A 25,217-nucleotide genomic window follows, 5' to 3' on the forward strand; every position below is an offset into this window, starting at 1 on the left:
CGAATGTAAACTAAGGTTCTGCAGAATATCAGCCGAACCTTAGTACATATGAACTAGTGCATACTGTTAGAAATAGTATGATTTTGATTGGATATAGAGTTTGAGAGCGTAGCTGTATGAGTTTGATCTTCAATGATGAAACCAAACGCTCTTGCATGTTTAGTGACGAGTTGTAAGCGACGATTCTCTTTTGCGTCGAGTTCATCACACCAACTGATCACTGCACTTGATGTACCGCTTGTTAATGCTTGTTCCATTGCCCAAAGTGTTTCAACTGAGTCTTTGGTATGCACTAATAAAATACGATCCATTCTGACGCCTGCTGCGGCAAGTAACTGCTTATAAGCAAAATTAGGTGGGCTAATCAATACAATCCATCGCCCTTGTTGGCTTAAACGTGCTAACTGACCGCTTAATTGCTGTAATTCATGCTGGCCACGGGTTGCGCTCGACATGGTTGCAATAGCATTGTTAGAGTTAGTCGTTAATGGCAAGTCTTGCCATAAACCCGGATGTCTTGGTGCCTTACCTAAAATTGAACTCATAGCCAGTCTCCGTTACGAATGACGCCTACAGCAAGTCCTTCAATATTAAATGCTTGATAACTTAGGTCGACAACAATAGGTTGATAATCTTCATTTTCTGCATGCAGATAAATGATATTACCTTTCTTCTCAAATCGTTTTACTGTCACATCGTCTTCTACACGAGCGACGACGACTTGACCATTTCGGGCTTGATTGACTTTATGTACTGCCAGTAAATCGCCTTCTAAAATACCAATATTCTTCATACTGTCGCCACGAACACGCAGTAAAAAGTCCGCATTGGGCTTAAACATACCGGGATCAACTTGATAATGTTGCTCAACATGTTCTTGAGCCAAAATGGGTTCACCCGCTGCAACTTGGCCAATTAAAGGCAAGCCTATTTCGGCATCATTAGCTTCTTCTGCCGTTAGACGAATGCCACGTGAAGTGCCGGGAATAATTTCAATGTGGCCTTTTTTTGCCAAAGCTTTCAGATGTTCTTCTGCTGCATTGGCACTTTTAAAGCCTAGTCTACGTGCAATTTCTGCTCGTGTTGGTGGCATTCCGGTTTCTGCAATATTACTTTTGATGAGTTGCAGAATTTCGGCTTGGCGTGCTGTTAATGGTCTCATAGTTGTCCCTGTCTTTTCATACAGTAACTGTCAGTATATACAGTATTTTATACAGTGCAAGTATTAACCAATAAATTTGTCAGAGAAATTTATAAAATGATTCAGAATTGAGCAGTAAACAAAACTTAACTGTTATTTTTCAAACAGTTTATTACTTGGTAGAAGATATGAGAGTTGATTGTTTGTGTGAGTATGAAAGCATAATTTAGCAATTATATAGTGGTTATATAACGGCCAATTTTTGATAATTACGACGAATTCAACAGTGAATTAGCAACAATGCAATGTTGTCTGGTATTCTAGCCGATAATATCGTGGCTAATTATAGAATCAATCATGTCAAAAAAAGACTCTATTTGGTTTAAATCATTACGTTGGATCCAGAATAAATTGGTACACACCATTGTGGTACCGCAAGATCCTTTTAGCGATCTAAATTTAGATCCGGCTAAACCGTTAGTGTATGTCCTTAAAACAGAATCATTAAGTGACGTTGCTGCACTTTACGAGGTCACTAAAAAATTAGGCTTGCCTAGCCCATATGATGAGCTGCAAGTTGATGGTTTACGTACGCCGAGAATCGTTTGTATCGAAAGTGCCAAACCGGTACGTGGCGAACGTGATGCTAATCTATTTTTATCTGGCTTTATGGAGCTATTACACGCGCATCAACAGAAGCCTGATTTAGATGTGCAATTGGTTCCTGTCAGTCTTTATTGGGGTCGAACTCCGGGTAAAGAAGATGACACCATGAAGGCCGCAGTGCTTGAGCGTGAAAATCCATCTCGTATCCGTAAAGCCTTAATGATTCTTTTCTTAGGTCGTCATAACTTTGTGCAGTTCTCTAATGCTGTATCACTACGTTATATGGCTGATGAACATGGTACGGATAAGAAAATCGCGCAAAAGCTAGCACGTGTTGCAAGGGTACATTTTAATCGTCAACGTAAAGTGATGACGGGCCCTGAACTGCCAAATCGTCAAGCGTTATTTGACAGCTTGTTGCATTCACAAAACTTGAAAAAAGCGATTGCTGAAGAGGCTGCGAATAAGAATATCTCAGAAAAAGAGGCTCGCGAAAAAGCAGTCGCATATCTTGATGAGATTGCTGCTGACTATTCAAATAGCTTGATTCGTATTGCTGAGCGCTTTTTAACTTGGTTATGGAATAAGCTGTATAAGGGCATCAATATTAAAGGTGCTGAACAGGTAAGACAGCTGCATCATGATGGCCATGAGATTGTATATGTGCCGTGTCATCGTAGTCATATGGATTATCTATTACTCTCTTATATTCTGTATTTTGAAGGCATGGTGCCGCCGCATATTGCCGCGGGGATTAACCTGAACTTCTGGCCTGCGGGTCCAATGTTCCGCCGTGGCGGTGCTTTCTTTATTCGCCGTAGTTTTAACGGTAATAAACTTTATACCGCCGTATTTAGAGAATACTTAGATCAGCTATTTACTAAAGGCTATTCAGTTGAATACTTTACTGAAGGTGGCCGTTCTCGTACGGGTCGTCTATTAACACCTAAAACAGGTATGTTAGCGATGACCATGAATAGCGTATTACGTGGTGTGGAACGCCCTGTGACACTGGTGCCCGTTTATTTAGGCTATGACCATGTTATGGAAGTGGCGACTTACCACAAAGAGTTAAGTGGTAAGAAAAAGAAAAAAGAATCGGTATGGCAGATTTTTGGTGCAATTCGTAAGCTGGGTAATTTTGGTCAAGGTTATGTGAATTTTGGTAAACCAATCACACTGCATAATTTCTTAAATGGTCGAGTTGAGAATTGGCGTGATGATGTTAAGGCCGATCCCGATCAAAAGCCAACATGGTTAACCCCAACGGTTAATGCTTTAGCAAATCAAGTGATGACAAATATTAATGGTGCTGCAGCCGTAAGTTCTGTCACCTTAATTAGCATGGCATTGTTAGCAACAGAACAAAATGCAATGGAACGTACTCAGCTTGAAAAGCAGTTAGATCTGTACTTAAAGCTACTGAAAGAAGTGCCATATACACAATATAGTTCTGTTACTGAGGGGGATGGTAAAGCGCTGGTACAAGAAGGCTTAGAACTGAAAAAATTCGTGCTTGAGACGGATCCTTTAGGTGATATTGTGGCGATTGATGATGCGATTAGCATTACCATGACCTATTACCGCAATAACATTATTCACTTAATGATTTTACCATCGTTAATTGCTTGCTGTTTTACCCATTACCGTAAAATGACTCGTGATCAGCTAGGTCAAATAATCAGTGATTTTTATCCGCTATTACAAGCTGAGTTGTTTATGCAGGTTGATGACTTAACCAGTTATGTTGAACAACTTATTGCGGTGTTGGTTGAACAAGGTTTACTTGAACAGCAGGATGATAAGATTTTTGCCGTTGAGCGAAATAATCAGGCATTAATTTTATTAGCAGAAACCGTTAATGAAACCATGCAACGTTATTCAATCATCTTTAACTTATTAGCGGCACATCCTGGCATGGAGCGTTCTGATCTTGAGAAAGAAAGCCATTTATTAGCACAAAGACTGGGTGCGCTTCACGGTATTACTGCACCAGAGTTCTACGACAAGAAACTTTATGCAACACTCAGTATTAAGCTTAAAGAGCTAGGGTATTTATGTGATACCGATTTAGATAATACTGAGCATGTTAAACGTATTCGTAATCATACTAATGCATTACTACGTCCAGCAGTGAAGAAAACAATTGTAGATAGTGTGGCGACGGAGCATACCACTTAAAATGGCAAATCATATGAACGGTGCTAAGCGCCCTGTTGCTGGAAAATCTGTATTAGGCGGAGCAATGATTATTGCTGGTACCACTGTTGGTGCCGGTATGTTTTCATTGCCAGTTGTTGGCGCTGGTATGTGGTTTGGCTATGCCATGATCATGTTGGTCGGTATTTGGTTCTGTATGTTGATGTCAGGTCTACTATTGCTTGAAACCAACTTGCATTTTGAACCTGGTGCTAGCTTTGATACCTTAACGAGAGAAACCCTTGGTCAATTTTGGCGCATCGTTAGCGGCCTTTCAATTGCTTTTGTACTGTATATTTTGACCTATGCGTACATCAGTGGTGGTGGCTCGATTGTTAATCATAGCCTGCAAAACCTAGGTATTGAATTACCACAAAGTGTTGCAGGATTAGTGTTTGCATCAGTGTTAGCTCTGATAGTCTTAGTCAGTACTAAAGCTGTCGATCGTATTACCACCATTATGCTTGGTGGTATGGTGATTACCTTCTTTTTGGCCATTGGTAATCTATTGCTAGATGTTGATGTGACAAAGTTAATGCAGCCTGATGGTGAGGCTCGTTTTGTGCCTTATATTTTAGCGGCATTACCTTTTGGTTTAGCCAGTTTTGGTTATCATGGCAACGTGCCAAGCTTAGTCAAGTATTATGGCAAACAGCCAAATACTATTATTAAAGCGATCTTCATTGGTACCTTCCTTGGACTCGTTATTTATACCTGTTGGTTAGTTGCAACCATGGGCAATATTCCTCGTAGCCAATTTATCGCGATTATTGCCCAAGGCGGTAATATGGGCGTATTGGTCGGGGCATTAGCAGATGTGATGTCAAGTCAATGGCTTAACACCATGCTGACCCTATTTGCCAACCTTGCTGTGGCATCATCATTTCTAGGCGTTACACTGGTTTATTTGACTTTTTAGCGGATCTATTTGGATTTGATGATTCAATTAAAGGTCGTACAAAGACTGCCGCTATTACCTTTATTCCACCGACTGTAATGGGTTTACTTTTCCCTAATGGCTTCTTAATTGCCATTGGTTTTGCCGCATTAGCTGCTGCAATTTGGGCCGTGATGGTACCCGCAATGATGGCTTACAAAGTACGTAAAATGCATCCGGATTATCAAGGCTTTAGAGTTCCTGGTGGGACACCGCTGATAGGTTTAATTATATTTTTTGGGATTGTCACTGCGTCATGCCATTTACTTGCGATGGCTGGCTTACTTCCAGTATATGGTTAAATAATGCAATTGGTATAACCCATAAAAAAGCGCCTTAGGCGCTTTTTTTATCAGATAAATTCAAGTAATTAAAATGTCTTAGGTGACATTTTTACTGTGTTATGAGCCATATGAGATAGGTAATCATTAAGCTCATAAGCCGCTTGAATCGCCCCAAGCGCATCAGCATAAACAATGTGCTTTAAGATTTTTGAGTGGCATCTTGCGGCCATTTTAAGGTCAGAATTTTGATTTTTATAAGCAAACCAAAAACGACGAGAGAGACCTTGCAAAGGAATTATTGCGAGCTGCAGATACTCGTTATTAGCGGCTTCAACTAGAATAAGATGAATGTTTTTCAGTAGTTCAGCGAACTGATGATCATCTTGATTATTAGCGCACTCAATTAACTCTTTTCCCATTTCTACCATACGTTTTTTTTGCGCTTCGCTAGCGCGCATGGCAGCAAATTTTACGCATAGCGCTTCAATATCGCGACGTACTTCTAGAATTTTTAATTGAGTTTCCAATGAAATCATTGGCACCATGATGCCGCGGCGAGGATGGATCTCTACCATGCCTTCATATGATAAGCGTTGCAGTGCTTCTCGAACTGGGGTTCGACCCAGATCTAAACGTTCACATAGCTGTTTTTCACTGATCATACTTCCAGGTGTTAATTCTCTGAAAACAATCAATTTCTCAATTTTATGATATGCGTATTCTGCCTTGTTGGCCGCATCAATATTGACCGTCATTCGCGCTCCATTTATCACAGTGATCCTAATCACGCTCTCGTGAACATCATTCTTGTAGTGGTGTATTTTAACAGTTATTTGCAAATTATCTGAAGTTGCTATTTCAGAAGATATTAAGCAAGTTCAATTCTCGTGGTATCTCCGTAAACGTTGAGAAACCTCATGCATAAATTGGGCTTGCTTAAGACTTTCTATATTCGATTTTGATCCTATTTAATTAAGCGCGACTGATTTTAATAAACCGATAATCATTTATAGCCCTTATGGCTTTGATTAAATCATTTCTACTGATCCTGCGACTTCAATTCACTTGGGTATATATATCACAAATAGTATGGATAACTGAGTTAATCTCGCCGAACACTCTCTTACGATGATTCATATCTGATTACTTGATATGCAAATATCGATTTATTGCTGATATATCAGGATTATTTAATTGTGTGACATCGATCATTAGTTAGTAAATATCCAGTGATTTACATCACAAATCAGTGTGGATCTGTTTAATAAATAATATTAGATCGTTATATTAGCGCTAATCTTAACTGATATATCAGTTATATATCAAAAATATTTCAGAGGTTACTGTGAAAGGTTGGCAAATAATTCAACGCTATGAGTCTGTACCTGACTTGCCAGTGTTAGCAGCAATTGATGTGTTGGTCGTTGGTGGTGGGCCTGCTGGTGTGGCTGCCGCGCAAGTGGCTGCAACGCAAGGTAAACAAACCTACCTAATTGAGAAGTATGGCTTTTGTGGAGGTGCTGCGGTAGCTGGTTTATCTGGCACGATTTGCGGTATGTATAAAGCCACAGATGACACGCAAGCTGCACCTGAGCAAGTGGTATATGGGTTTACTGAAAAATTCCGTCAGGCGCTAGTGCTACGTAATGGTGTTACTGCGCCGCAGCAATATGGCAAAACATTTACTGTAACCCATGATCCACTTGTTTGGCGTGAAGTTGCAGACGACATGTTAACCGAGGCTGGCGTTAATATTCTTTACCATACCGCGGTTATTGCCGTGATTATGGACGGTGACAAATTCCAAGGTGTTGTTATTGAATCTAATGCTGGTCAAAGCATCATTCTAGCGAAGATCATTATTGATGCATCTGGCGATGCAGCAGTGGTTGCTCGTGCAGGTTTAGATACTTATTTTGGTGACGAAGGACGTATTCAAAACCCAACCATGTTCTTCCGTATTGCCGGTGTTGATATGGATAAGTATTTGGCCTATTACGGTATGGATACTATCTGCCCACCTAAAGTGACTGAAAATATTCAAAAGGCTAATGCTGAACTTGGCTGGGAATTACCGCGTCACAAAATTTGGATTTTCCCAACAACTCGCCCGAATGAATTAATGGTGAATGCGACCCGTCTTGCTGGTCAAGATGGTCGAATGTTGAATGTGATTGATCCCGTTGATTTTACTGAAGCTGAAGTATTTGGTCGTCGCCAAGTGCGCGCTTATGCCAAATTCTTAAATGAGTTTGTGCCGGGCTGTGAAGAGGCTTACGTAGTTGATACTGGCGTTGAAGTTGGCATTCGTCAAACCCGCTCGATTAAGGGGATTGAAACCTTAACAAATGATGATGTGGTCAGTTGCCGCAAGCGCAGCGACGGTATTTGCCGTACGCCTTGGCCGATTGAACTGCATTCAGGTGATAAGCCGAAACTGCATTGGTTAATTGATGATTACTACGACATTCCGTTCGGTACGCTAATCCCACAAGTGGGTGAAAATATTATTGTTGCTGGTCGCTGTTTAAGTGCAGAGCATGAAGCATTAGCTTCAGCACGTGTTACCGCTCAATGTTTTGAGCTTGGTCACGCAGCCGCTGTTGCAGCCGTGCTTGCCATTAATACTCAACGTAAAATCCGCGACCTTGATGTTGCCGTTATCCGCGCCACCATGATCACCAATGGCAGCGCTCTGTAATAATAAGAAGAATAATAAGGTTTATCATGAAATTTGATAATTTAGATCACAAGCTATTTTGGCCCTCGATCTTAGTAACATTTTTGTTATTAGGAATGGCAGTGATGTTCCCTGAAGCGACAAATAACGTTGCTCATTCAGGTATGAAATGGGTAACTAATGATATTGGTTGGTTTATTCAACTAGCAGGCTTAGGCGCGCTAGTATTCCTGATGTGGTTAGCGTTGAGCCGCTTTGGTTCAATTAAATTGGGTGCTGATGACGATCAACCTGAATTTAGTTATTCAACATATTCCTTTATGATTTTTACTGCAGGTGTTGGTGCGGCATTAATTTTCTGGGCTGTTGGTGAACCTATGTATTATATGCAGAGCCCACCGATGTTTGCAGAAGCTGGTAGCCCTGAAGCATCACAATGGTTAATTACGTATACATTATTCCATTGGGGACCAATTGGCTGGGCTATTTTCTGCTTACCATCAGTACCATTTGCATATTATTTACATAAGAAGAAAAAGCGTAATTTACGTTTAAGTAATTTATTAGAAGATTTAATTGGTAAGAAACATGCCAATGGACCAGTTGGTTATGTGATTAACGTTATTGCTATCTTTGGTACATTAGGTGCATTTTCAACATCAATGGGCTTAGCGGTTGATCTGATTGGTTCAGGTATTTATAAAGTTACTGGTATTCCTAATGATATTTTATTGCAAGTCGGCCTGATTGTACTGTTTATCGTTTTTTATGCGATCGTTATGATTGCAGGTATGAAGGAAGGTGTGGCTAAACTGGCTAATTGGTGTGTTTATGCTGCATTTCTATTAGGTATCTTTATTTTACTTGCAGGCCCAACAGCTTTCATTTTTTCATACTTCTTCGATAGTTTAGGTGTGATGATTGATAGCTTTGTACGCATGAGTTTATGGACAGATCCTGTTCAACAATCAGGCTTTCCTCAAGCTTGGACTATGTATTACTGGGCATGGTATTACGCATATTTAGTCATGATGGGGATCTTTTTAGCTCGAATTTCTAAAGGCCGAACAATTAAACAATTAGTACTGACGACTATTTTCTTTGGCTCTGCTGGCTGTGCTTTCTTTATTGCGATTTTTGGTAGTTATTCTGTTTACAGTGAACTGTTTAACGTACTGCCAGTATTGGAATGGATGAATGAAAGTGGCGTATCCATGGCAGTAATTGAAGTGATTAATGCTTTGCCCTATGGTGCCGCTCTTTTAGTTGTATTCTTGATTGTAGAATTCTTCTTAATGTCTACAACTATGACATCAGCAGCAGTCTCTATCTCTATGATGACAACTAAACAACTGGATGCCGATGCGGACCCTGATGTGGCGGTGCGTTTAATTTGGGCAATTGGTATTGGTGCTGTATCTATGGCTGCATTCTTCATGGGTGGCAGTATCGATACCATTAAATCAATGTGTATTATTGTTGGTGTGCCAATGATTATCTTAAATATCATGATGGTAATGTGCTTAATGAAATGGATTAAGCAAGATCACCCTGAACTTGTTGCGGCTAAGGTGTAGTTTATGCGTGCGAATATTGCTTCTGTTGAATTTATTCCTGTTAATGTGGCTGCCACGAATTGGAGTGAAAATACTGTTATTGTCAAAGTGACAGATGAAAATGGTTTATACGGATTGGGCGAGGCTGATGGTCCGCCAGAATGTATGAAAGCTTTTTCTGAGATCGAAAATGAGCATAAGTGGCTTAATAACATCAAGGATGCTGTGATTGGTTATGATCCATTAGAGTTTCGTGCTAACTGGAATCGGATGTATAACACGACCCAGTGGATTGGTATGCGCGGCTTGGGGTTATTTGCGATATCAGGTATTGATATGGCGCTATATGACCTAGCGGGTAAGCAATTAGGTGTTCCAGCTTATAAGTTAATGGGTGGGGCGCAAAAATCTAAATTAACGCCTTATTTCACCTTGTACCCATCAGTAGCCGCTAATGCAAGTCTATCTGAGATAGTTGAAGCCTATAAACCGTTAATTGAAAAAGCTAAAGTGAATGGTGCTAAAGCTGTAAAAGTGTGCATTATTCCAAACGATAATATTACCGATAAAGAAGTTGTCGCATACTTGCGTGAATTGCGTGAAATCATAGGTTGGGATATGGACATGATGGTTGATTGTTTATATCGCTGGCATGATTGGCAAAAAGCACGTTGGACCTTTAGACAGCTAGAAGATATTGATTTGTACTTTATCGAAGCTTGTTTACAACATGATGATTTAATCGGACATCAAAAGCTAGCAGCTGCAATTAATACGCGTTTATGCGGCGCAGAGATGTCTACTACTCGTTTTGAAGCATTAGAGTGGCTTGAAAAAACGGGCGTATCTGTTATCCAATCTGATTATAACCGCTGCGGTGGTATTACGGAGTTATTACGCATTGCCGACATGTGCGAGCATCATAATGCACAATTAATGCCACATAACTGGAAGACGGGTATTACTGCGGCGGCTGCTCGCCATTTTGGTAAAGTTTGTCATATTTCTGAATATATTGAGTACTTACATCCAGACTTTTGGCAGGGGGCATTGACTCAGAATTTAACCTTAAATGAACCCGCGATCATTGACGGTGAAATCGCTGTGTCAGAACAAGCAGGTTTGGGTATAGAACTTAATATTGAGTATGTAAAGCAGGTGACTGGCTACCAGTTTTAACACCATGCATGAGTATCTAAAGGCCGCAGTCAATTGCGGCCTTTTTTGTTAAAAATTAACATTTATAAGCGAGATTTTTTGGACTGACAGAGAGCTGAATACTTGCTGATTTAGCAAGTTGGTAACTGACAGTATACAATGTTAGGTGCCGTTCTGAATAAATGCTTTAACTGAATAATTATTCTAAATATATCCGTTACCGTTTGAATTTAGCATGAATATATTTAAATTGTGATTTTAAAATCACCTATTTTGAATAGTTAAATATAATTACCTCCCTGTAATTATATTCTCTGTGTGATTTAAGCTTGATCGATTTTAAAGTAACGAGGGCAATTACCTTGGCGTGATTTATTGACTCGTTTTAGTAAATCACTGATTGGTGTCGTACCATCTTTAATCTCTTTTGGCAGATTAATTTGAATTTCGGTCAGCATATCTTTGCGACATTGAAGACGAATTCTTTTATGACTTTGACGACCAAAACTTTGATCAAATGCTTGTTCAAAATCTTTACGACTGACCTTATCACCAATATTATCTTGAATAAATTGAGTCACAAATGTCGACTGATTGACTTGTTGGACTAATGCTGTTGAAACTGCAAAATAACCATTAGCATCACGGCTATCACAGCTACCATGTTTCCAATATTCATGACGTTGCAAACAAGTACCATATTTTGCACTTGGCATCACGGTATTCAGCTCTTGTCTAATATCATTATCTAATGGCACTTTTGGATAGCCACAAAATCCCTTTGGTTTAGTTTCTACGATGCCACAAAAGCCATATTTAATGCCACAACTGCGTTTGTTGGGCCATAAACCATGCAGGGTAAAGTGACCCGCACCATAGCTATCATCATCAAGTTTACGACACTCTGTTTTACGCTTTCCACCGAGTTCACAAAATGCCGGTTGCCAGCTAATGGCTAGCACATATGAGTCATAGTTGCCGCGGGTACTACAGCTGCCTTTATCACTATTCGCTGTTTGCTGCTTTTTACTTGAGTTACTGGTGCCGAGGCTAGCGCCAGAAATGGTACCGCATTGTGCTTTGACCCAGCGCATTGCTGAGTGACTTGCAGTTGTTTTAATGCGTAGCCAAGTTGGATTCGCACTATCGCCCAAATATTCATGAATTTGGTATTGTTGCTGTGGTTTTGTATTGATATTTTCAGGGTTTGTGAGCTTATTTTTAGATTGATAAGCTGCACATTCTTGAGTGGCAGTAAAGGTACCCTGCATTGGTGCTGCAACGGTTGTGGTACTGACCAATAGCAATGATAAGAAAGTAATAATTACGCGCATTATTTTAATTATGGTAATAAATTGAATGGCGCGAAGTATAGTCGAGCTATCCAATATACTCAAACTTACTAAATTGAGATTTAGCGATAAAAAAAGCCGCACAATGGCGGCTTTTTATGGGGGTTAACTTCGTATTTAAGCAGGCATTTTTTTATCGTCTCTAGCGGCGATAAAGCCGTAGAAGATATAGCCAATAAAGGTCACAATTGCACCGTAGAATACAGCCTGCTGGCCACAAGCATAAACGCCATAGATGCTGTAGGCTACCGCAAATGTACCGACAACGGCTCCAATTCTGTACTCTTTTGAAGAGACATTGTTGTTGCGTAAAATAGCTTCCAGACCAGTAAGCGATAGGATGTATGGCACCATGTTAATAAATACCGCTAAATTAACCAGTACGTTGAACTGTTTGATCAGTGTTGGCGAGATGGTTAAGACGGCTAAACCAAGCTCTAGCGCTAACATGATAAGCATGCCTTTTACTGGAGCATTATCTTTGGTTACAGAAGAGAATATTTTAGGGAATAGGTTAATATCAGCTGCTGCTTTAGATACTTGAGCGTTGGTAAATTGCCAACCGAGTAGAGAACCGATACAAGCTGTTACTGCGAGTGCTGTAATGATTAAACCAACAGTTGGGTTAAACATATAAGTGTAAACTAAACCGAAGGGAGCGTCTGAAGCGGCTAGGGCTGCATTAGGTACAATACCCTGAATTACTGCGGTTGAAGTAATATAAACAATGGCTGTAAAACTGGTTGCTAGCATACAAGCAAGTGGTACATTTTTCTTAGGGTTCTCAACGGTAGCTGAGTTTGCACCAGCAGATTCAATACCTAGGAAAGCCCATAGCGTTAACGCAATACCGCTTGAAATTGCATCCATCGTACCTTCTTGATGTGGATTCCATGCAGAAGCGAAGATTTTTGGATCAAACCAGAACCAACCAATAATTGATAAACCAACAACCGGGATAATTACGCCCCATACGGTGAAGGTTGAGATTTGGCCAGTAATCTTAGGTCCTTTAAAGTTAGCTACCATCGTAACCACTAGAATCACGACTACACCGATGAACGTATTAAATGAGCTCGCTTTTAACCATGGAATAAACTCTTCCAAATAACCCACACAAGATACTGCAATTGCCACCGCACTAATAACGAGACAGACATAGTAAGTATAAGAAGCAATAAAAAATGATGATTTTCCATGTGCTTCACTGGCATAGGCTGACATGCCTCCGTCCCTGTCGCAATACATACCACACTTAGCAAAAGCATAAGCAATACACATTGCGCCAACGGCGGTAACTAACCAAGAGAGTAACGAGATTGCCCCTGTTTGAGCCAAACTTGCTGGCAGCATAATAATGCCTGAACCCATCATATTGACTGTTACAATTGTGGTGAGTCCCACCAGTCCCATTTTATTTGCTTCAGAAGCCATTCTTAAACTCCAAATATAAATAAGCGGTAAAATTTTAAAATTGTTATTTAGGTTATAGTCCAAAAATGGAGTTCATACAAAGCGAGCTCTATATATGAATATAAAATTCATGTGACTATTTAAGTACAGATAATAAGATTTCATTCGTTACACTGTGTATCATGCAATATTGATGATGTTTACTTTCAGTGACTTATGATCTTAGTCTGAATGAATAAAATTGCATTAAAAATATGGATGTTTTTTTATGTGAATTATAATTTATATTTAAAATAATGGTTAAGTGTTGATTTGATACATATTTTTATATTTAATCAATTAAAGTTTGTTTATTTTAATTTTAACCTTGGAAGTATTGCTCGAGTTAATCTATAACATAAAGGGTGATTATTAACTTACAGGTTAATGGAGTTTATTTGAATGAGTAGCTACGGAAAAAAATATACAGCCTTAATTCTTGAAGATTTATCCAAAGAAGGTGTTGTAGCTAATGCAATTAGTCGTTTAGTTGAAGAGTTAGAAAACGAAGGCGCAAATGTGATTGTTGCGACTTCTTTTGATGATTGTTATTCACTGTTTAACGCTAACACAGCAATTGATTGCTTAATGTTAACGTCACGCATGAGTGGATCTCAACAAGAAGAAAATGAAAAGTTTTATGTCTTGATTGAGAAGCTAAATCGACGCCAACAGAATGTTCCTGTGTTCTTACTTGCTGAACGTAAGAAGATCACGTTGAGCGTTAACCGCGAATTAATGGAAAAAGTCGATGAGTTTGCATGGATTTTAGAAGATACTCCTGATTTTATTGCGGGCCGTGCGTATGCAGCAATGGCACGTTATCGCGAGCGTGTACTTCCACCATTGATGTCAGCATTAATGAAGTATGATGATGTTCATGAGTATTCATGGGCAGCACCAGGTCACCAAGGTGGTGTTGGTTTTACTAAAACTCCAGCGGGTCAGCGCTTTTATAGCTATTACGGTGAAGGTATCTTCAGAACCGATATGGGCATTGAGCGTGGCAATTTAGGTTCTCTACTTGACCATACTGGGTCATTTGGTGACAGTGAAGCCTATGCGGCTAAAGTATTCGGTGCGAATAAGTCATATTCATTGGTAACCGGTACTTCTGGTGCGAACCGTACCATTATGGCTGCTTGTATGAATGAAAATGATTTAGTGATTGTTGACCGTAACTGTCATAAGTCAATTGAGCAGGGCTTAATGCTTTCAGGTGCGTTACCTATTTATATGGTACCAACCCGTAATCGTTACGGCATTATCGGTCCAATTTTCCCTAATCAAATGGATCAAGCAGCACTAAAAGCCAATGCTGCTGCCAGTGTCTTAACCAAAGATCGTAAAGATCAACGTGCAGTGTATGCGGTACTCACTAACTGTACTTATGATGGTCTTTGTTATAACGCTAAACGTGCACAAGATATTTTAGCTGAAAGTAGTGACCGCGTTCACTTTGATGAAGCTTGGTATGGCTATGCACGCTTTAACCCTATTTATGCTGACCATTATGCAATGCGTGGTGAGCCAATGGATGATTATGAAGGCCCAACCGTTTTCGCGACTCATTCAACTCATAAATTATTGAACGCACTATCACAAGCATCTTGGTTACACGTGCGTCATGGTAAGAGCTCGATTGATTTTTCACGCTTTAACCAAGCGTATATGATGCATGCAACAACTTCACCATTATATGCAATTAGCGCCTCAAACGATGTGGCGGTATCGCAAATGGATGGTAACCGTGGTTTATCATTAACGACTGAAGTTATCCGTGAAGCGATCGATTTCCGTCAAGCAATGGGTCGTTTATATCGTGAGTATCAAGAAGATGGTAACGATTGGTTCTTCAAACCTTGGAATGCTGAGACAGTAACAGATCCTGCAACAGGTGAAGAATATGCCTTTGAAGATGCACCAACTGAGTTATTAGCAACTGAACAAGATTGCTGGGTAATGCATCCTGGTGATAGCTGGCATGGCTTTGCAGATATGCCTGCTGACTGGTGTATGCTTGATCCAATCAAGGTCAGTATTCTAGCTCCGGGTATGGGCGATGACGGTCAATTACTATCATCTGGTGTACCAGCTGCTTTAGTGACATTGTTCTTAGGCCGTTTTGGTATTATCCCAACTCGTACCACTGATTTCCAAGTGATGTTCCTATTCTCTATGGGTATCACGAAAGGTAAGTGGGCAACGTTAGTTAATACATTACTTTCATTCAAGCGCCACTATGATAGCAATGCACCGTTATCAGAAGTGCTACCTGATTTAGTGAAGTCTCACCCTGAAGCATATGGTGAACTAGGCTTGAAAGATTTAGGTGATAAGATGTTTAACTACTTACGCCAACACAATCCTTCAGAGAAGTTAAACCAAGCTTATTCAAACTTACCTGAAGCTGTGATTACACCTCGTAAAGCATTCCAAGCCATTGTGGATAATACGGTTGAGATGGTGCCATCGCACCAATTAGAAGGTCGTGTTGCCGCAAACGCTGTTATTCCTTATCCACCTGGAATTCCAATGCTAATGTCTGGTGAAAGCTTTGGTGACCATACAAGTCCTCAGATTAATTATCTGAAGAGCTTAGAAGTTTGGGATAAAGAGTTCCCAGGTTTTGAGCATGAGACTGAAGGTACTGAAGTAGAAGACGGCGTTTACTACGTAATGTGCGTAAAGTAATACCTTGCTAAGCAATTAATCAAAAGGCCTCATTTGAGGCCTTTTTTGTTTATGCTTGCAGCTTGCGCTTATAGATTAAGAGGTAAAGTACCGGCAAGACAAACAGAGATAGTAATGGCGCAGTAACCATACCGCCAACCATTGGCGCGGCGATTTTTTGCATCACATCATTACCACTACCTGCACCCCACATAATCGGCAGTAAGCCAAAAAAGATGGTTGCGACTGTCATTGCTTTAGGGCGGATACGCATGACGGCACCTTCCATTAGCGCATCTTTTAAATCTGCAACTGTATGATATTGATCTTTAGCTTGTTTATATTTGATCGCATTATTGAGATACACCAGCATCACCACACCAAATTCGGCGGCAACACCCGCCAGCGCAATCATACCGACAGCAACCGCGACTGACATATTAAAATCTAATAGGTACAGCAACCAAGTACTGCCGACCAATGCAAACGGTAGGGTAGCCATAATTAAGCTAGCTTGTAGGCTACTACCAAAGGTAAGCATTAACAGAATAAAGATAACGCCTAATGCCATTGGGATAACCTGTTTTAATTTGGCATCAACCCGTTGCATATACTCATATTGACCAGCAAAAGTGTAACTATAACGCGGAGGAAGCACTAACTCGCTATTCAGTACTGTACGTGCTTCATCAATATATTGGCCGATAGAGGTGCCTTCAATATCCACAAATACCCATGAAATTAAACGACCATTTTCGCTTTTTAGCATAGGTGCGCCATCACTAATTTCAATATTGCTAAATCGCCTAAAGGTAAATAGTGACCCGTTTTAGTGATAACAGGTAGCTCTTGTAGCTTATGAATATTATCTCTAAGTTCACGTGGGTAACGTAGGTTAATAGGATAGCGTTCAGCCCCTTGCACTGATTCACCAATTTTCATGCCGCCAATTGCATGACGTACCACATCTTGAATATCAGCGAGGCTCATGCCATAACGCGAAGCAACATCAAGTTTTGGACTGATATCGATATAACGGCCGCCACCAACACGTTCAGCGTAAGCTGACTTTGTGTGAGGTAATTTAGTTAAAATGGCTTCAACTTCAGTACCGATTTTCTGTAATTCATCAACATTAGCGCCGGTAATTTTTATGCCAATAGGGGTTTTTACACCAGTAGAGAGCATATCAATACGAGTTTTAATCGGTTGTACCCAAGCATTGGTTAAGCCCGGCACTTTAACGGTTTGTTGTAATTGCTCAATAATCTTGTCGAGTGTCATGCCATCACGCCATTGCTCCTGTGGTTTGAGCATGATAGTGGTTTCAAGCATAGTAAGCGGCGCAGGATCGGTCGCAGTTTCTGCTCGCCCCACTTTACCAAACACCCGTGCAACTTCAGGGACAGTTTTGATTAAACGATCGGTCTGTTGCAGGATTTCAGCCGCCTTACTGGCACTAATACCGGGCAGTGCAGTAGGCATATACAGCAGGTCACCCTCTTCAAGATCCGGCATAAACTCACTGCCCATTTTAGTCAGTGGGTAAGCTGCACTAATTAAGATGATAAGTGCGAGTACTAAGGTTGTTTTTGGGAATTTTAATACCCAATTAAGTGCCGGGCGGTATAGCGCAATTAAGAATCGGCTAATCGGATTACTGGTTTCTTTAGGGATTTTGCCGCGAATAAAGTAACCCATTAATACCGGCACTAGCGTGATTGATAAAATCGCCGCAGCAGCCATGGCAAAAGTTTTAGTATAGGCCAGTGGACTAAATAAACGGCCTTCTTGGGCTTCTAAGGCAAATACCGGAATAAAGCTTAAAGTAATAATTAACAGTGAGAAAAACAGTGCTGGGCCGACTTCAATAGATGAGGCGGTAACCACTTGCCAATGTTCTTTGGTTGTGGGGCGACGCTGATGTTCTTGCTCAAAATGCTCAAGGTGCTTATGTAAGTTTTCAACCATTACAATCGCGCCATCAACCACTGCACCAATTGCAATTGCAATACCGCCTAAACTCATAATATTGGCGTTAATTCCCATCTTGTTCATCACAATAAAGGCGATAAGGATTGATAGTGGTAAGGTAATAACCGCCACTAATGTTGAACGTGCATGCATTAAAAACAGTAAGCAAACTAAGCCTACGACTAACATCTCTTCAACAACTTTACTGAATAAGTTATCAACTGAATTTTGGATCAATTGTGAGCGGTCATAGGTCGGAACAATCTCAACCCCTTTTGGTAAACCCGCTTTCAGTTCATTTAATTTGGCTTTTACCGCTTCAATTGTTGCTAGCGCATTTTCACCATAACGCATGACGATAATACCACCAACCACTTCACCTTCACCATCAAGCTCGGCAATACCACGTCGTGCAGCTGGGCCTTTACGTAGGGTCGCAATATCTTTTAAAAGCAAAGGTGTGCCTGATGGACTGGTAATTCCCAGTGGAATTTGTTCAAAATCGGCTAATGTTTGACGGTAGCCTTTTGAACGCACCATATATTCAGCTTCAGCCATTTCGACGACAGAGCCGCCAGCTTCGCTATTGGACACATTAATGGCATTTTTTACACTGGCGATATCAAGCTTATAAAGTGCTAACTTATCGGGATCGAGGACGATTTGATAGGTTTGCTCCATACCGCCAACGGTAGCAACCTCAGATACGCCCGCAACACTTTGCAGTTCTAGTTTTAAGTACCAGTCCTGTAAACTTTTTAATTGTGATAAATCTAAGCTGCCAGAGCGATCGACTAAGGCATATTCATAAATCCAGCCAACACCAGAGGCATCAGGCCCCAGCGATGACTGCACTCCTTGCGGCAGACGACTGCTTACTTGGCTTAAATACTCAAGTACGCGGGAGCGAGCCCAGTAGATATCGGTACCATCTTCAAAGATGACATAGACATAGGAATCACCAAAAAAAGAGTAGCCTCGAACCGTTTTGGCTCCCGGTACGGCCAACATTGCTGTAGAAAGGGGATAAGTGACTTGTTCCTCAACCAATTGTGGTGCTTGACCTGGATATGAGGTTTTAATAATCACTTGTACGTCCGATAGATCTGGGAGTGCATCTAATGGCGTTTTACGTAATTCTTGCACACCCCAGAGGGTGATCATGGCAGCAATAATCAGCACCATGACTCGCTGTTTAAGCGAGCTTTCAATTATTCGCTGTAACATATCGGCTCCTAGTGCTGGTGGCCACTACTTAAACGCATCAAACTGCCTTTAAGACTGGCTTCAGAATCTAATAAGAATTGACCAGAGGTAACGACTTTATCGCCCTCAGCCAAACCCGATGTGATTTCAGCTTTATCTTGACTGAACATGCCAACCGTAACATTGCGTGCAGTAAAGGTTTTATCGTCAAGTTTGACAATCACTCGGTTAGCCTTACCTGTTTGGATCAGCGCTTCTTGTGGGATCACTAAGGCGCCACGTTTAGCACCGCCAAATAGCGATATTTTGGCAAGTGTTTTGGGACGCAATTCAATATCAGGATTATTCAGAATGATCCGCACTCGTAAACTACGAGTCACGGGATCAAGTTCTGGATAGATATAGTCAATGGTGCCTTTAATGTCGGCTAAATCCATTGCAGGTACTGAGACTTCTGCTTGCATCCCGACTTTGATCCAGCTTTGCTCATTTTCAAATACATCGGCAATAACCCAGACTTTGGATAGATCCACCAGTGAGAACAATTCAGTTTGTGGCTGAATATACATACCGTCACGAATAGATAATTTTTTAACGACACCATCATGCTTGGCATAGAATGGCACTCGATATAGCTTTTGCCTGATTTTGACAGCTGCTTAATCTGCTGTTTAGTCATCCCTAATAGTTCTAGACGCATTGCTGCTTTACGAACGAGTTCACTATAGTCAGCATTATTTCTAGAGGCTTTGTAGGTGGACTGCGCCAGTAAATAGTCGTCTTGGGCGCTAATTAATTCAGGCGAATATAGTTCATATAGCAATTGTCCTTTAGTGACATTATCACCTACAGCCGTTACCGCTAATTTTTCGATCCAGCCGCTTACGCGAGAATGAATATGGTTAATTTGGCTTTCATCAAAATCAATCTGGCCAACAGTTTTGACATATTTCCATAGATTCTTACGCTCTACAGGAGCCACTTTAAGGGCTAATGCTTGCTGCATATCACCCGAGACATTGATCTCAATTTGGCTGCTATTACCTGCAACTTGTACTTTTTCTAAATCCATTCCACAAATAGGGCAACTTCCCGGCTCATCGCTGATGATATGAGCATGCATAGCAGATGTATTTGATCCCACCTTCGCTATTGAGTGGTGCAGGCTTTACTGTGATTGGATCATGCGCCGGTTTTTCCGTTTTTAATTGGTGCTGACTATGGTCTGTGACGACTTGTTCTTCTTCCTCTTCTTTAACAAGAAACATTTTACAAATTGGACAGCGTCCCGGTTTGTCACTGGTTTCTTCAGGATGCATTGGGCAATAGTAATGCGCTGCATGCTGCTGATGGGTAGTAACTGGTTGTAATTGGTTCGCATATATAGTGAACGGTTGAGCCGCCAGTAATAGTGATGCTGCGCCAATAATTAATGGTTTAATTGGGTGCTTAATTGTCATGCCTCATCTCCACGGCTAATTAATGATGTTGGTGTGCTTTATGCGTGTTAGCAGGCTCTAAATCCATGCCACATTTAGGGCATGAGTCGCCTTTTTCGCCAACCACTTCAGGGTGCATAGGGCAATCATAATTAGCAGTTTGAGCTAGGTTTTCATTGCTATGGTTTGCATGTGATTTTTGACTGTTCGGGCAGTGTTTTTTGCCATTGTGGCCGTTGTGTCGGTCACATTTAGCGCAAGACTCGTCTTTATTTGCAGATGGACAGTGTTTTTTACCTTGGTGTTTGTCGCACTTATCGCAAGATTCATCTTGTTGAGCAGATGGACAATGCTTTTTTTGAGCGTGCTTGTTAGTAGGTTCTAAATCCATACCACACTTAGGGCAAGAGTCACCTTTTTCGCCTACAACTTCTGGGTGCATAGGGCAATCATATGTTGCTTGATGTTCGCTATGACCGTGATGTTGGTGAGCATTTGCAAATGCAGGTGCCGTTGAGAAAATCAATACAGCAGAAAATAACGCAGAGATTAGAGATTTCATATTACACTCCATCGAGAAGATGGCCGCAAGGTTGCCAATAAGAGCTGACCTATTAACGGCGATAAATTGCCAAAGTTTTAGAATTTTTTGATTGATTGTTAGCTAAACTAACAAGTTTTAAGCAATCGGAGGTCTAAAAGCCTGAGGTAGGGCTATCGAGTGGAAATGAGGCATTAACATGGCCAATACATGGTGGGTACCACTAAAGCTTGGCCAAGTTTCAGTGGCTGGTAATGTGCCTGTCACCGAGATTGTTTGGCAATGGCCACAATCAGACATGCACACACCATTACTACCATCACAACAGGGTTGCGATGATTGTTCATCACAGCAATCATGACGATTTATCATTGATTGTGGGTCACAGTGTGACATTTGATGACTGGTATGATGTTTAGCCATTTTAACATCGTCAGTTTCGCCCATAGCAATACTGCTCTGCCCAAATGTAACGAGTAGAGTGAGTATGATAAGTGCGTAATGACTCAATGTTTTCAGCATAAACCTTTCATTAATTCTGTTAATTGAGCTGATTCTAGCATAAAAAAAATATAGAACAGCAAGTTTGTTGTCATATTTAATCTTTAAAATAGATTAAATAATATATTTGTAATTGTTAGCATGCAAATTAATATGATCAGTGTCACATATTACAATGCAATAAATATTAGATATATCTTAATTATCTAATTAAAAATAGATGGCTCTATATCTATTTATTAATACTATTGGGTTATATATCACGAATAAAGTTCAATTCTATGATGAAATAAATATGATCAATATCTCATTTTTATAAATTTATATTAATTTCAGTGCTAAAACTTGTTCTGGCTCCAAAATTTCATTATCTGAAATGACATAATATGAAAATAATAATTTTGGAGAGTAGCGTAATGAATTTCTTGCGTAAACTATTAAAGCCGAGCGCTAAATTATCAATTCTTGCCCTAGTGGTAATTGGTATTGTGATTGGTGCCGTGGGTTTTTTTGCAACCCAACAGACTTTACACGCAACCAGTACTAATGCTTTTTGTATGAGCTGCCATAGTGGCCATTCATTAGAACAAGAAGTACTAGAGTCACCACATGGTAACAACAACGCAGGTATTGTGGTTCAGTGTCAACAGTGTCATTTACCACCACAACCACTACAGTATCTTGTTAAGAAAGTTATTGTTTCTAAAGATATTATTGGTTATCTAACTATCGATGGTTTTGAAACTCAAGATTGGTTAGAAACAAACCGTAAGCAACAAGCTGACTTAGCGTTGAAATACTTACGCTCAATTGATTCTGCGACTTGTCAAAACTGTCACAACAGTATCTACACTAATCCACCATCAAATATGAAGAAGATGGCGGTAAGAATGCATGCAATGAACTTCAAGAAAGATCCTGAGAAGAGAAAGACATGTGTAGATTGCCATAAAGGTGTTGCACACCCTTATCCAAAGAAGTAATTCAATAATTAATTCTTTAAAGAGCCCCTTATATAGGGGCTTTTTTTATTATTTAAAATTGTTAGCGACTAATTAAATTAGCTTATTCTAATAATCGTGAATTAAAGTATAGTTTGAGATAGTTGATGCTAATTAAATATTTCTTTTGAGATCGTTGTTTTTAATTGTTTATGCTAGTTAAAAATAACGATATTGAATGACGCTTTAAAAGAGAAAAAATACCTTATTAATCTTGCTTCATTTTGCCGCCTTCACCTTGTCGAAATTTCATTCCAGTCTTATCATGCAAGCCATTTTTTGAACAAAGGTACATTGCGTTAGCTTGTATTACTTTGAGCTATATCCAAGCTATTTGAAGTTGCAAGATTCAGTGGGAGTTTAATGTATTTTAGGTAAAGCATTGATTGAAGTTAATGGTTATTCCTTTATCAAAATCAATAACACAGCATAAAAAGCGTTAGAACCTACTCAAGAAAGCTTTAGGCAAGTCCAATTCGCCGCTATATCCACTTAAAAGGGTATGTAGATGTGCCTAGAACAAAGCTTGCTTAAAGTCTCTGAAATAGCATCGTCAGGTCGTTTGGATATACATTGCATGGATAATTAACAATGTCGGGCATCATCTTTTTTTATGTGGGTGTAGTGCTATTTACCAATGGTTTGGCACAGGTATGTAAATTTGAAGCAAGGTCTATTGCCGTCATCAATTTATTTGTTGGTGGTCTAACAGTATTTTGTAATGGCATTATTTTGTTTCATAGTAATGCCAGTACACCTATGGATGTTTTTCTTGGGGTAGCAACCGGATTCCTATTTGGTTTTACCTATCTGTATGTCGCTATTAATAGTTGGTATGACCTTGATGGTAGACCATTAGGCTGGTTCTGCTTCTTTGTCGCAATCAATACCATTTGGATTGGGGCTTATCTTTTAGATAAAGGGCCTGATAATGTCTATATCATTGCTGAAGCCATATTTTGGTGGTTGTGGGGTATTCTCTGGTTGATGTTCTGGGCGCAGCTTGTTCTGAATAAATTATCCAGTAAATTGATCGGTTATGTCTGTATCTTAGAAGGGATTGTCACTTGTTGGATCCCAGGCGTATTAATGCTGACAGGAAACTGGCACTCATAACCAACAAAAAAGGAGTAGTGCAGTACTACTCCTCTTCTTATCATTTATTTAGCTTGCTGATTTAACACCTGTTGGCGATATTCCATCAGGCTAAAAACACCAAACATAAATACCTGCCAATAATCTTTTTTAGAGAGAGGCAGTAGTGGTGCAAAAATTTTATGGAAGCTTATAACCTGCACCAGATGAATCACCAGAGTAAATGCCAACATCACATTTAAAATAACATTGATTACCCCCGAAAATGGAATAATCAAGTTATAAATCATAATGATAACCGCAACTATAGTGATCACTTTACCTGCAATAATAAGCCACTTCATAGATTTACGTCTTGCTGGTATCTAAACAAGCGGTAGCTAACTTGGCCTGCTTGTTTGTGTTTTACTTCTTGCCATGAACTCGGCGTTGTTAAATCCGTTAGTTCAGATTCTGTTTCAACATAGATCAGCGCATTGTCATTAAGCCAATGATGTTTCACTAAAAGTGAGATACATTCATTTGCCAAGCCTTTTCGGAAAGGTGGATCGATAAAAATGATATCGAAACCTTCGGCACAAGCATGATCCAACAGTTGTAAGCTGTTGCCCTGAGAGACCTTAGCATTGGGGCATTTTAAGGTTTGCAGGTTAGTTTGTAATTGCTTAGCTGCACTGGCCTGTAATTCAAAAATTTGTGCAAAATTCGCATAACGAGATAATGCCTCTAAACTCAGTGCGCCGCTGCCTGCAAAACAATCGAGTACTCTTGCGCCACTAATATCATTCATTAACCAGTTGAATAATGTCTCTCTAACACGATCGGTTGTAGGTCTTAAGCCTTCAAGATCGTGAATAGGTAATTTGCGCGAACGCCATTGGCCGCCAATGATCCTTACTTGACCACTGCCGGGTTTATTTTTGGCCATCTTGCCCCCGTGATTTTGCCTTAACAAAGAAAGTGGTAGACTATGCCACCTGAATCGCGTGTATCTTGCTTATAAGGCATATTTTATACCAATTTATAGCGAAACAGTGAGTACTAACATTATAACTTGCTTGAATCCGAATATAGGGTAAGTGATAATTTCAGACTAAATAAAAAATAATTTCTAATACAGCAACTTAAGCACTGGTAGCACACATGGCATTAAAAGGTTTGTTTTCTTGGTTTCGCAAAGATAAGTCAAAAGATGAAGCAGAAGCAGCTGCGCTAGAAGCGGCAGCTCAAGCTAAGGCTGAGGAAGAGGCCCGAATTGCCGCTGAACAGGAGGCGGAAGAGGCGCGTATTGCGGCTGAACAGGCGGCTCAAGCTCAGGCTGAAGAAGAGGTTCGAATAGCGGCTGAACAAGCGGCTCAAGCAAAAGCCGTAGAAGAAGCTCGAATTGCGGCTGAACAAGCGGCTCAAGCAAAAGCTGCAGAA

General features: G+C 40.3%; 16 protein-coding genes and 4 pseudogenes. 9 read left to right on the top strand and 11 right to left on the bottom strand.

Annotated features, from left to right (window positions below):
• Positions 1-53: 53 nt before the first annotated feature.
• On the bottom strand, positions 54-545 hold the full coding sequence (locus JCM15074_RS12525; RefSeq protein WP_025821510.1) for a cell division inhibitor SulA: 492 nt from the start codon (positions 543-545) through the stop codon (positions 54-56).
• Positions 542-1,162 carry a transcriptional repressor LexA gene (gene lexA, locus JCM15074_RS12530; protein ID WP_025821511.1) on the bottom strand — a complete coding sequence of 207 codons (621 nt, stop codon included), beginning with the start codon at positions 1,160-1,162 and terminating at the stop codon, positions 542-544. Before lexA ends, JCM15074_RS12525 begins: the two co-directional genes overlap by 4 nt.
• Before the next feature lie 336 nt (positions 1,163-1,498).
• Between lexA and plsB the strand changes: the two genes are divergently transcribed.
• Both plsB and mtr read left to right on the top strand, forming a co-directional pair.
• A complete protein-coding gene (gene plsB / locus JCM15074_RS12535; protein WP_025821512.1) occupies positions 1,499-3,928 on the top strand; it encodes a glycerol-3-phosphate 1-O-acyltransferase PlsB in 2,430 nt (809 codons plus the stop codon).
• A 1-nt stretch (position 3,929) separates the two neighbouring features.
• Positions 3,930-5,185: pseudogene (gene mtr / locus JCM15074_RS22080) on the top strand (tryptophan permease).
• Positions 5,186-5,253: 68 nt separating this feature from the next.
• Here the strand turns inward: mtr and JCM15074_RS12545 are convergent.
• The gene (locus tag JCM15074_RS12545; RefSeq protein WP_025821513.1) at positions 5,254-5,922 is read right to left on the bottom strand and encodes a GntR family transcriptional regulator; all 669 of its coding nucleotides are present in this window, start codon (positions 5,920-5,922) and stop codon (positions 5,254-5,256) included.
• A gap of 590 nt (positions 5,923-6,512) precedes the next feature.
• Here JCM15074_RS12545 and JCM15074_RS12550 point away from each other — a divergent pair.
• Genes JCM15074_RS12550 through JCM15074_RS12560 form a run of 3 tightly spaced genes read left to right on the top strand, consistent with a single transcriptional unit; the run spans position 6,513 to position 10,582 of the window.
• A complete protein-coding gene (locus JCM15074_RS12550) occupies positions 6,513-7,868 on the top strand; it encodes an FAD-dependent oxidoreductase (protein WP_025821514.1) in 1,356 nt (451 codons plus the stop codon).
• 26 nt (positions 7,869-7,894) lie between these two features.
• Positions 7,895-9,424, top strand: a complete 1,530-nt coding sequence (locus JCM15074_RS22085) for a BCCT family transporter (protein ID WP_037469675.1) — start codon at positions 7,895-7,897, stop codon at positions 9,422-9,424.
• Between the two features lie 3 nt (positions 9,425-9,427).
• Positions 9,428-10,582: a mandelate racemase/muconate lactonizing enzyme family protein gene (locus tag JCM15074_RS12560; protein WP_025821515.1), complete on the top strand. Its 1,155-nt coding sequence runs from the start codon at positions 9,428-9,430 to the stop codon at positions 10,580-10,582.
• Between the two features lie 302 nt (positions 10,583-10,884).
• Here JCM15074_RS12560 and JCM15074_RS12565 read toward each other — a convergent pair whose 3' ends face one another.
• Both JCM15074_RS12565 and potE read right to left on the bottom strand, forming a co-directional pair.
• On the bottom strand, positions 10,885-11,895 hold the full coding sequence (locus JCM15074_RS12565; RefSeq protein WP_148300792.1) for a ribonuclease T2 family protein: 1,011 nt from the start codon (positions 11,893-11,895) through the stop codon (positions 10,885-10,887).
• A 135-nt stretch (positions 11,896-12,030) separates the two neighbouring features.
• Positions 12,031-13,347 (bottom strand): putrescine-ornithine antiporter, encoded by a 1,317-nt coding sequence (potE, locus tag JCM15074_RS12570; protein ID WP_025821517.1) that lies wholly within the window; start codon positions 13,345-13,347, stop codon positions 12,031-12,033.
• Between the two features lie 420 nt (positions 13,348-13,767).
• Between potE and adiA the strand changes: the two genes are divergently transcribed.
• The gene (adiA, locus tag JCM15074_RS12575) at positions 13,768-16,059 is read left to right on the top strand and encodes an arginine decarboxylase (protein ID WP_025821518.1); all 2,292 of its coding nucleotides are present in this window, start codon (positions 13,768-13,770) and stop codon (positions 16,057-16,059) included.
• 49 nt (positions 16,060-16,108) lie between these two features.
• Here the strand turns inward: adiA and JCM15074_RS22090 are convergent.
• The 4 genes and pseudogenes from JCM15074_RS22090 to JCM15074_RS24030 all read right to left on the bottom strand — a co-directional run bounded on the left by JCM15074_RS22090 (position 16,109) and on the right by JCM15074_RS24030 (position 21,720).
• Positions 16,109-19,239: pseudogene (locus JCM15074_RS22090) on the bottom strand (efflux RND transporter permease subunit).
• A gap of 8 nt (positions 19,240-19,247) precedes the next feature.
• Positions 19,248-20,678: pseudogene (locus JCM15074_RS24025) on the bottom strand (efflux RND transporter periplasmic adaptor subunit).
• A 19-nt stretch (positions 20,679-20,697) separates the two neighbouring features.
• Positions 20,698-21,219 (bottom strand): heavy metal-binding domain-containing protein, encoded by a 522-nt coding sequence (locus JCM15074_RS12600; protein WP_025821522.1) that lies wholly within the window; start codon positions 21,217-21,219, stop codon positions 20,698-20,700.
• 117 nt (positions 21,220-21,336) lie between these two features.
• The gene (locus JCM15074_RS24030; RefSeq protein WP_084267003.1) at positions 21,337-21,720 is read right to left on the bottom strand and encodes a hypothetical protein; all 384 of its coding nucleotides are present in this window, start codon (positions 21,718-21,720) and stop codon (positions 21,337-21,339) included.
• A 395-nt stretch (positions 21,721-22,115) separates the two neighbouring features.
• Between JCM15074_RS24030 and JCM15074_RS12610 the strand changes: the two genes are divergently transcribed.
• Entirely contained in the window at positions 22,116-22,682 is a 567-nt protein-coding gene (locus JCM15074_RS12610) for a NapC/NirT family cytochrome c (RefSeq protein ID WP_025821523.1), read from the top strand.
• A 609-nt stretch (positions 22,683-23,291) separates the two neighbouring features.
• Positions 23,292-23,816: an AmiS/UreI family transporter gene (locus JCM15074_RS12615; RefSeq protein WP_025821524.1), complete on the top strand. Its 525-nt coding sequence runs from the start codon at positions 23,292-23,294 to the stop codon at positions 23,814-23,816.
• Positions 23,817-23,860: 44 nt separating this feature from the next.
• Here the strand turns inward: JCM15074_RS12615 and JCM15074_RS12620 are convergent, their stop codons facing one another.
• Positions 23,861-24,139, bottom strand: a complete 279-nt coding sequence (locus JCM15074_RS12620) for a DUF1145 domain-containing protein (RefSeq protein ID WP_025821525.1) — start codon at positions 24,137-24,139, stop codon at positions 23,861-23,863.
• Positions 24,136-24,723 (bottom strand): 16S rRNA (guanine(966)-N(2))-methyltransferase RsmD, encoded by a 588-nt coding sequence (rsmD, locus tag JCM15074_RS12625; RefSeq protein ID WP_025821526.1) that lies wholly within the window; start codon positions 24,721-24,723, stop codon positions 24,136-24,138. The genes JCM15074_RS12620 and rsmD overlap by 4 nt, the downstream gene beginning before the upstream one ends.
• A gap of 215 nt (positions 24,724-24,938) precedes the next feature.
• Between rsmD and JCM15074_RS22100 the strand changes: the two are divergent.
• Positions 24,939-25,217, top strand: a pseudogene (locus JCM15074_RS22100) (signal recognition particle-docking protein FtsY); the annotation flags it as partial.

The organism is Shewanella marina JCM 15074 (genome assembly GCF_000614975.1).
Classification (GTDB): Bacteria; Pseudomonadota; Gammaproteobacteria; order Enterobacterales; family Shewanellaceae; genus Shewanella; species Shewanella marina.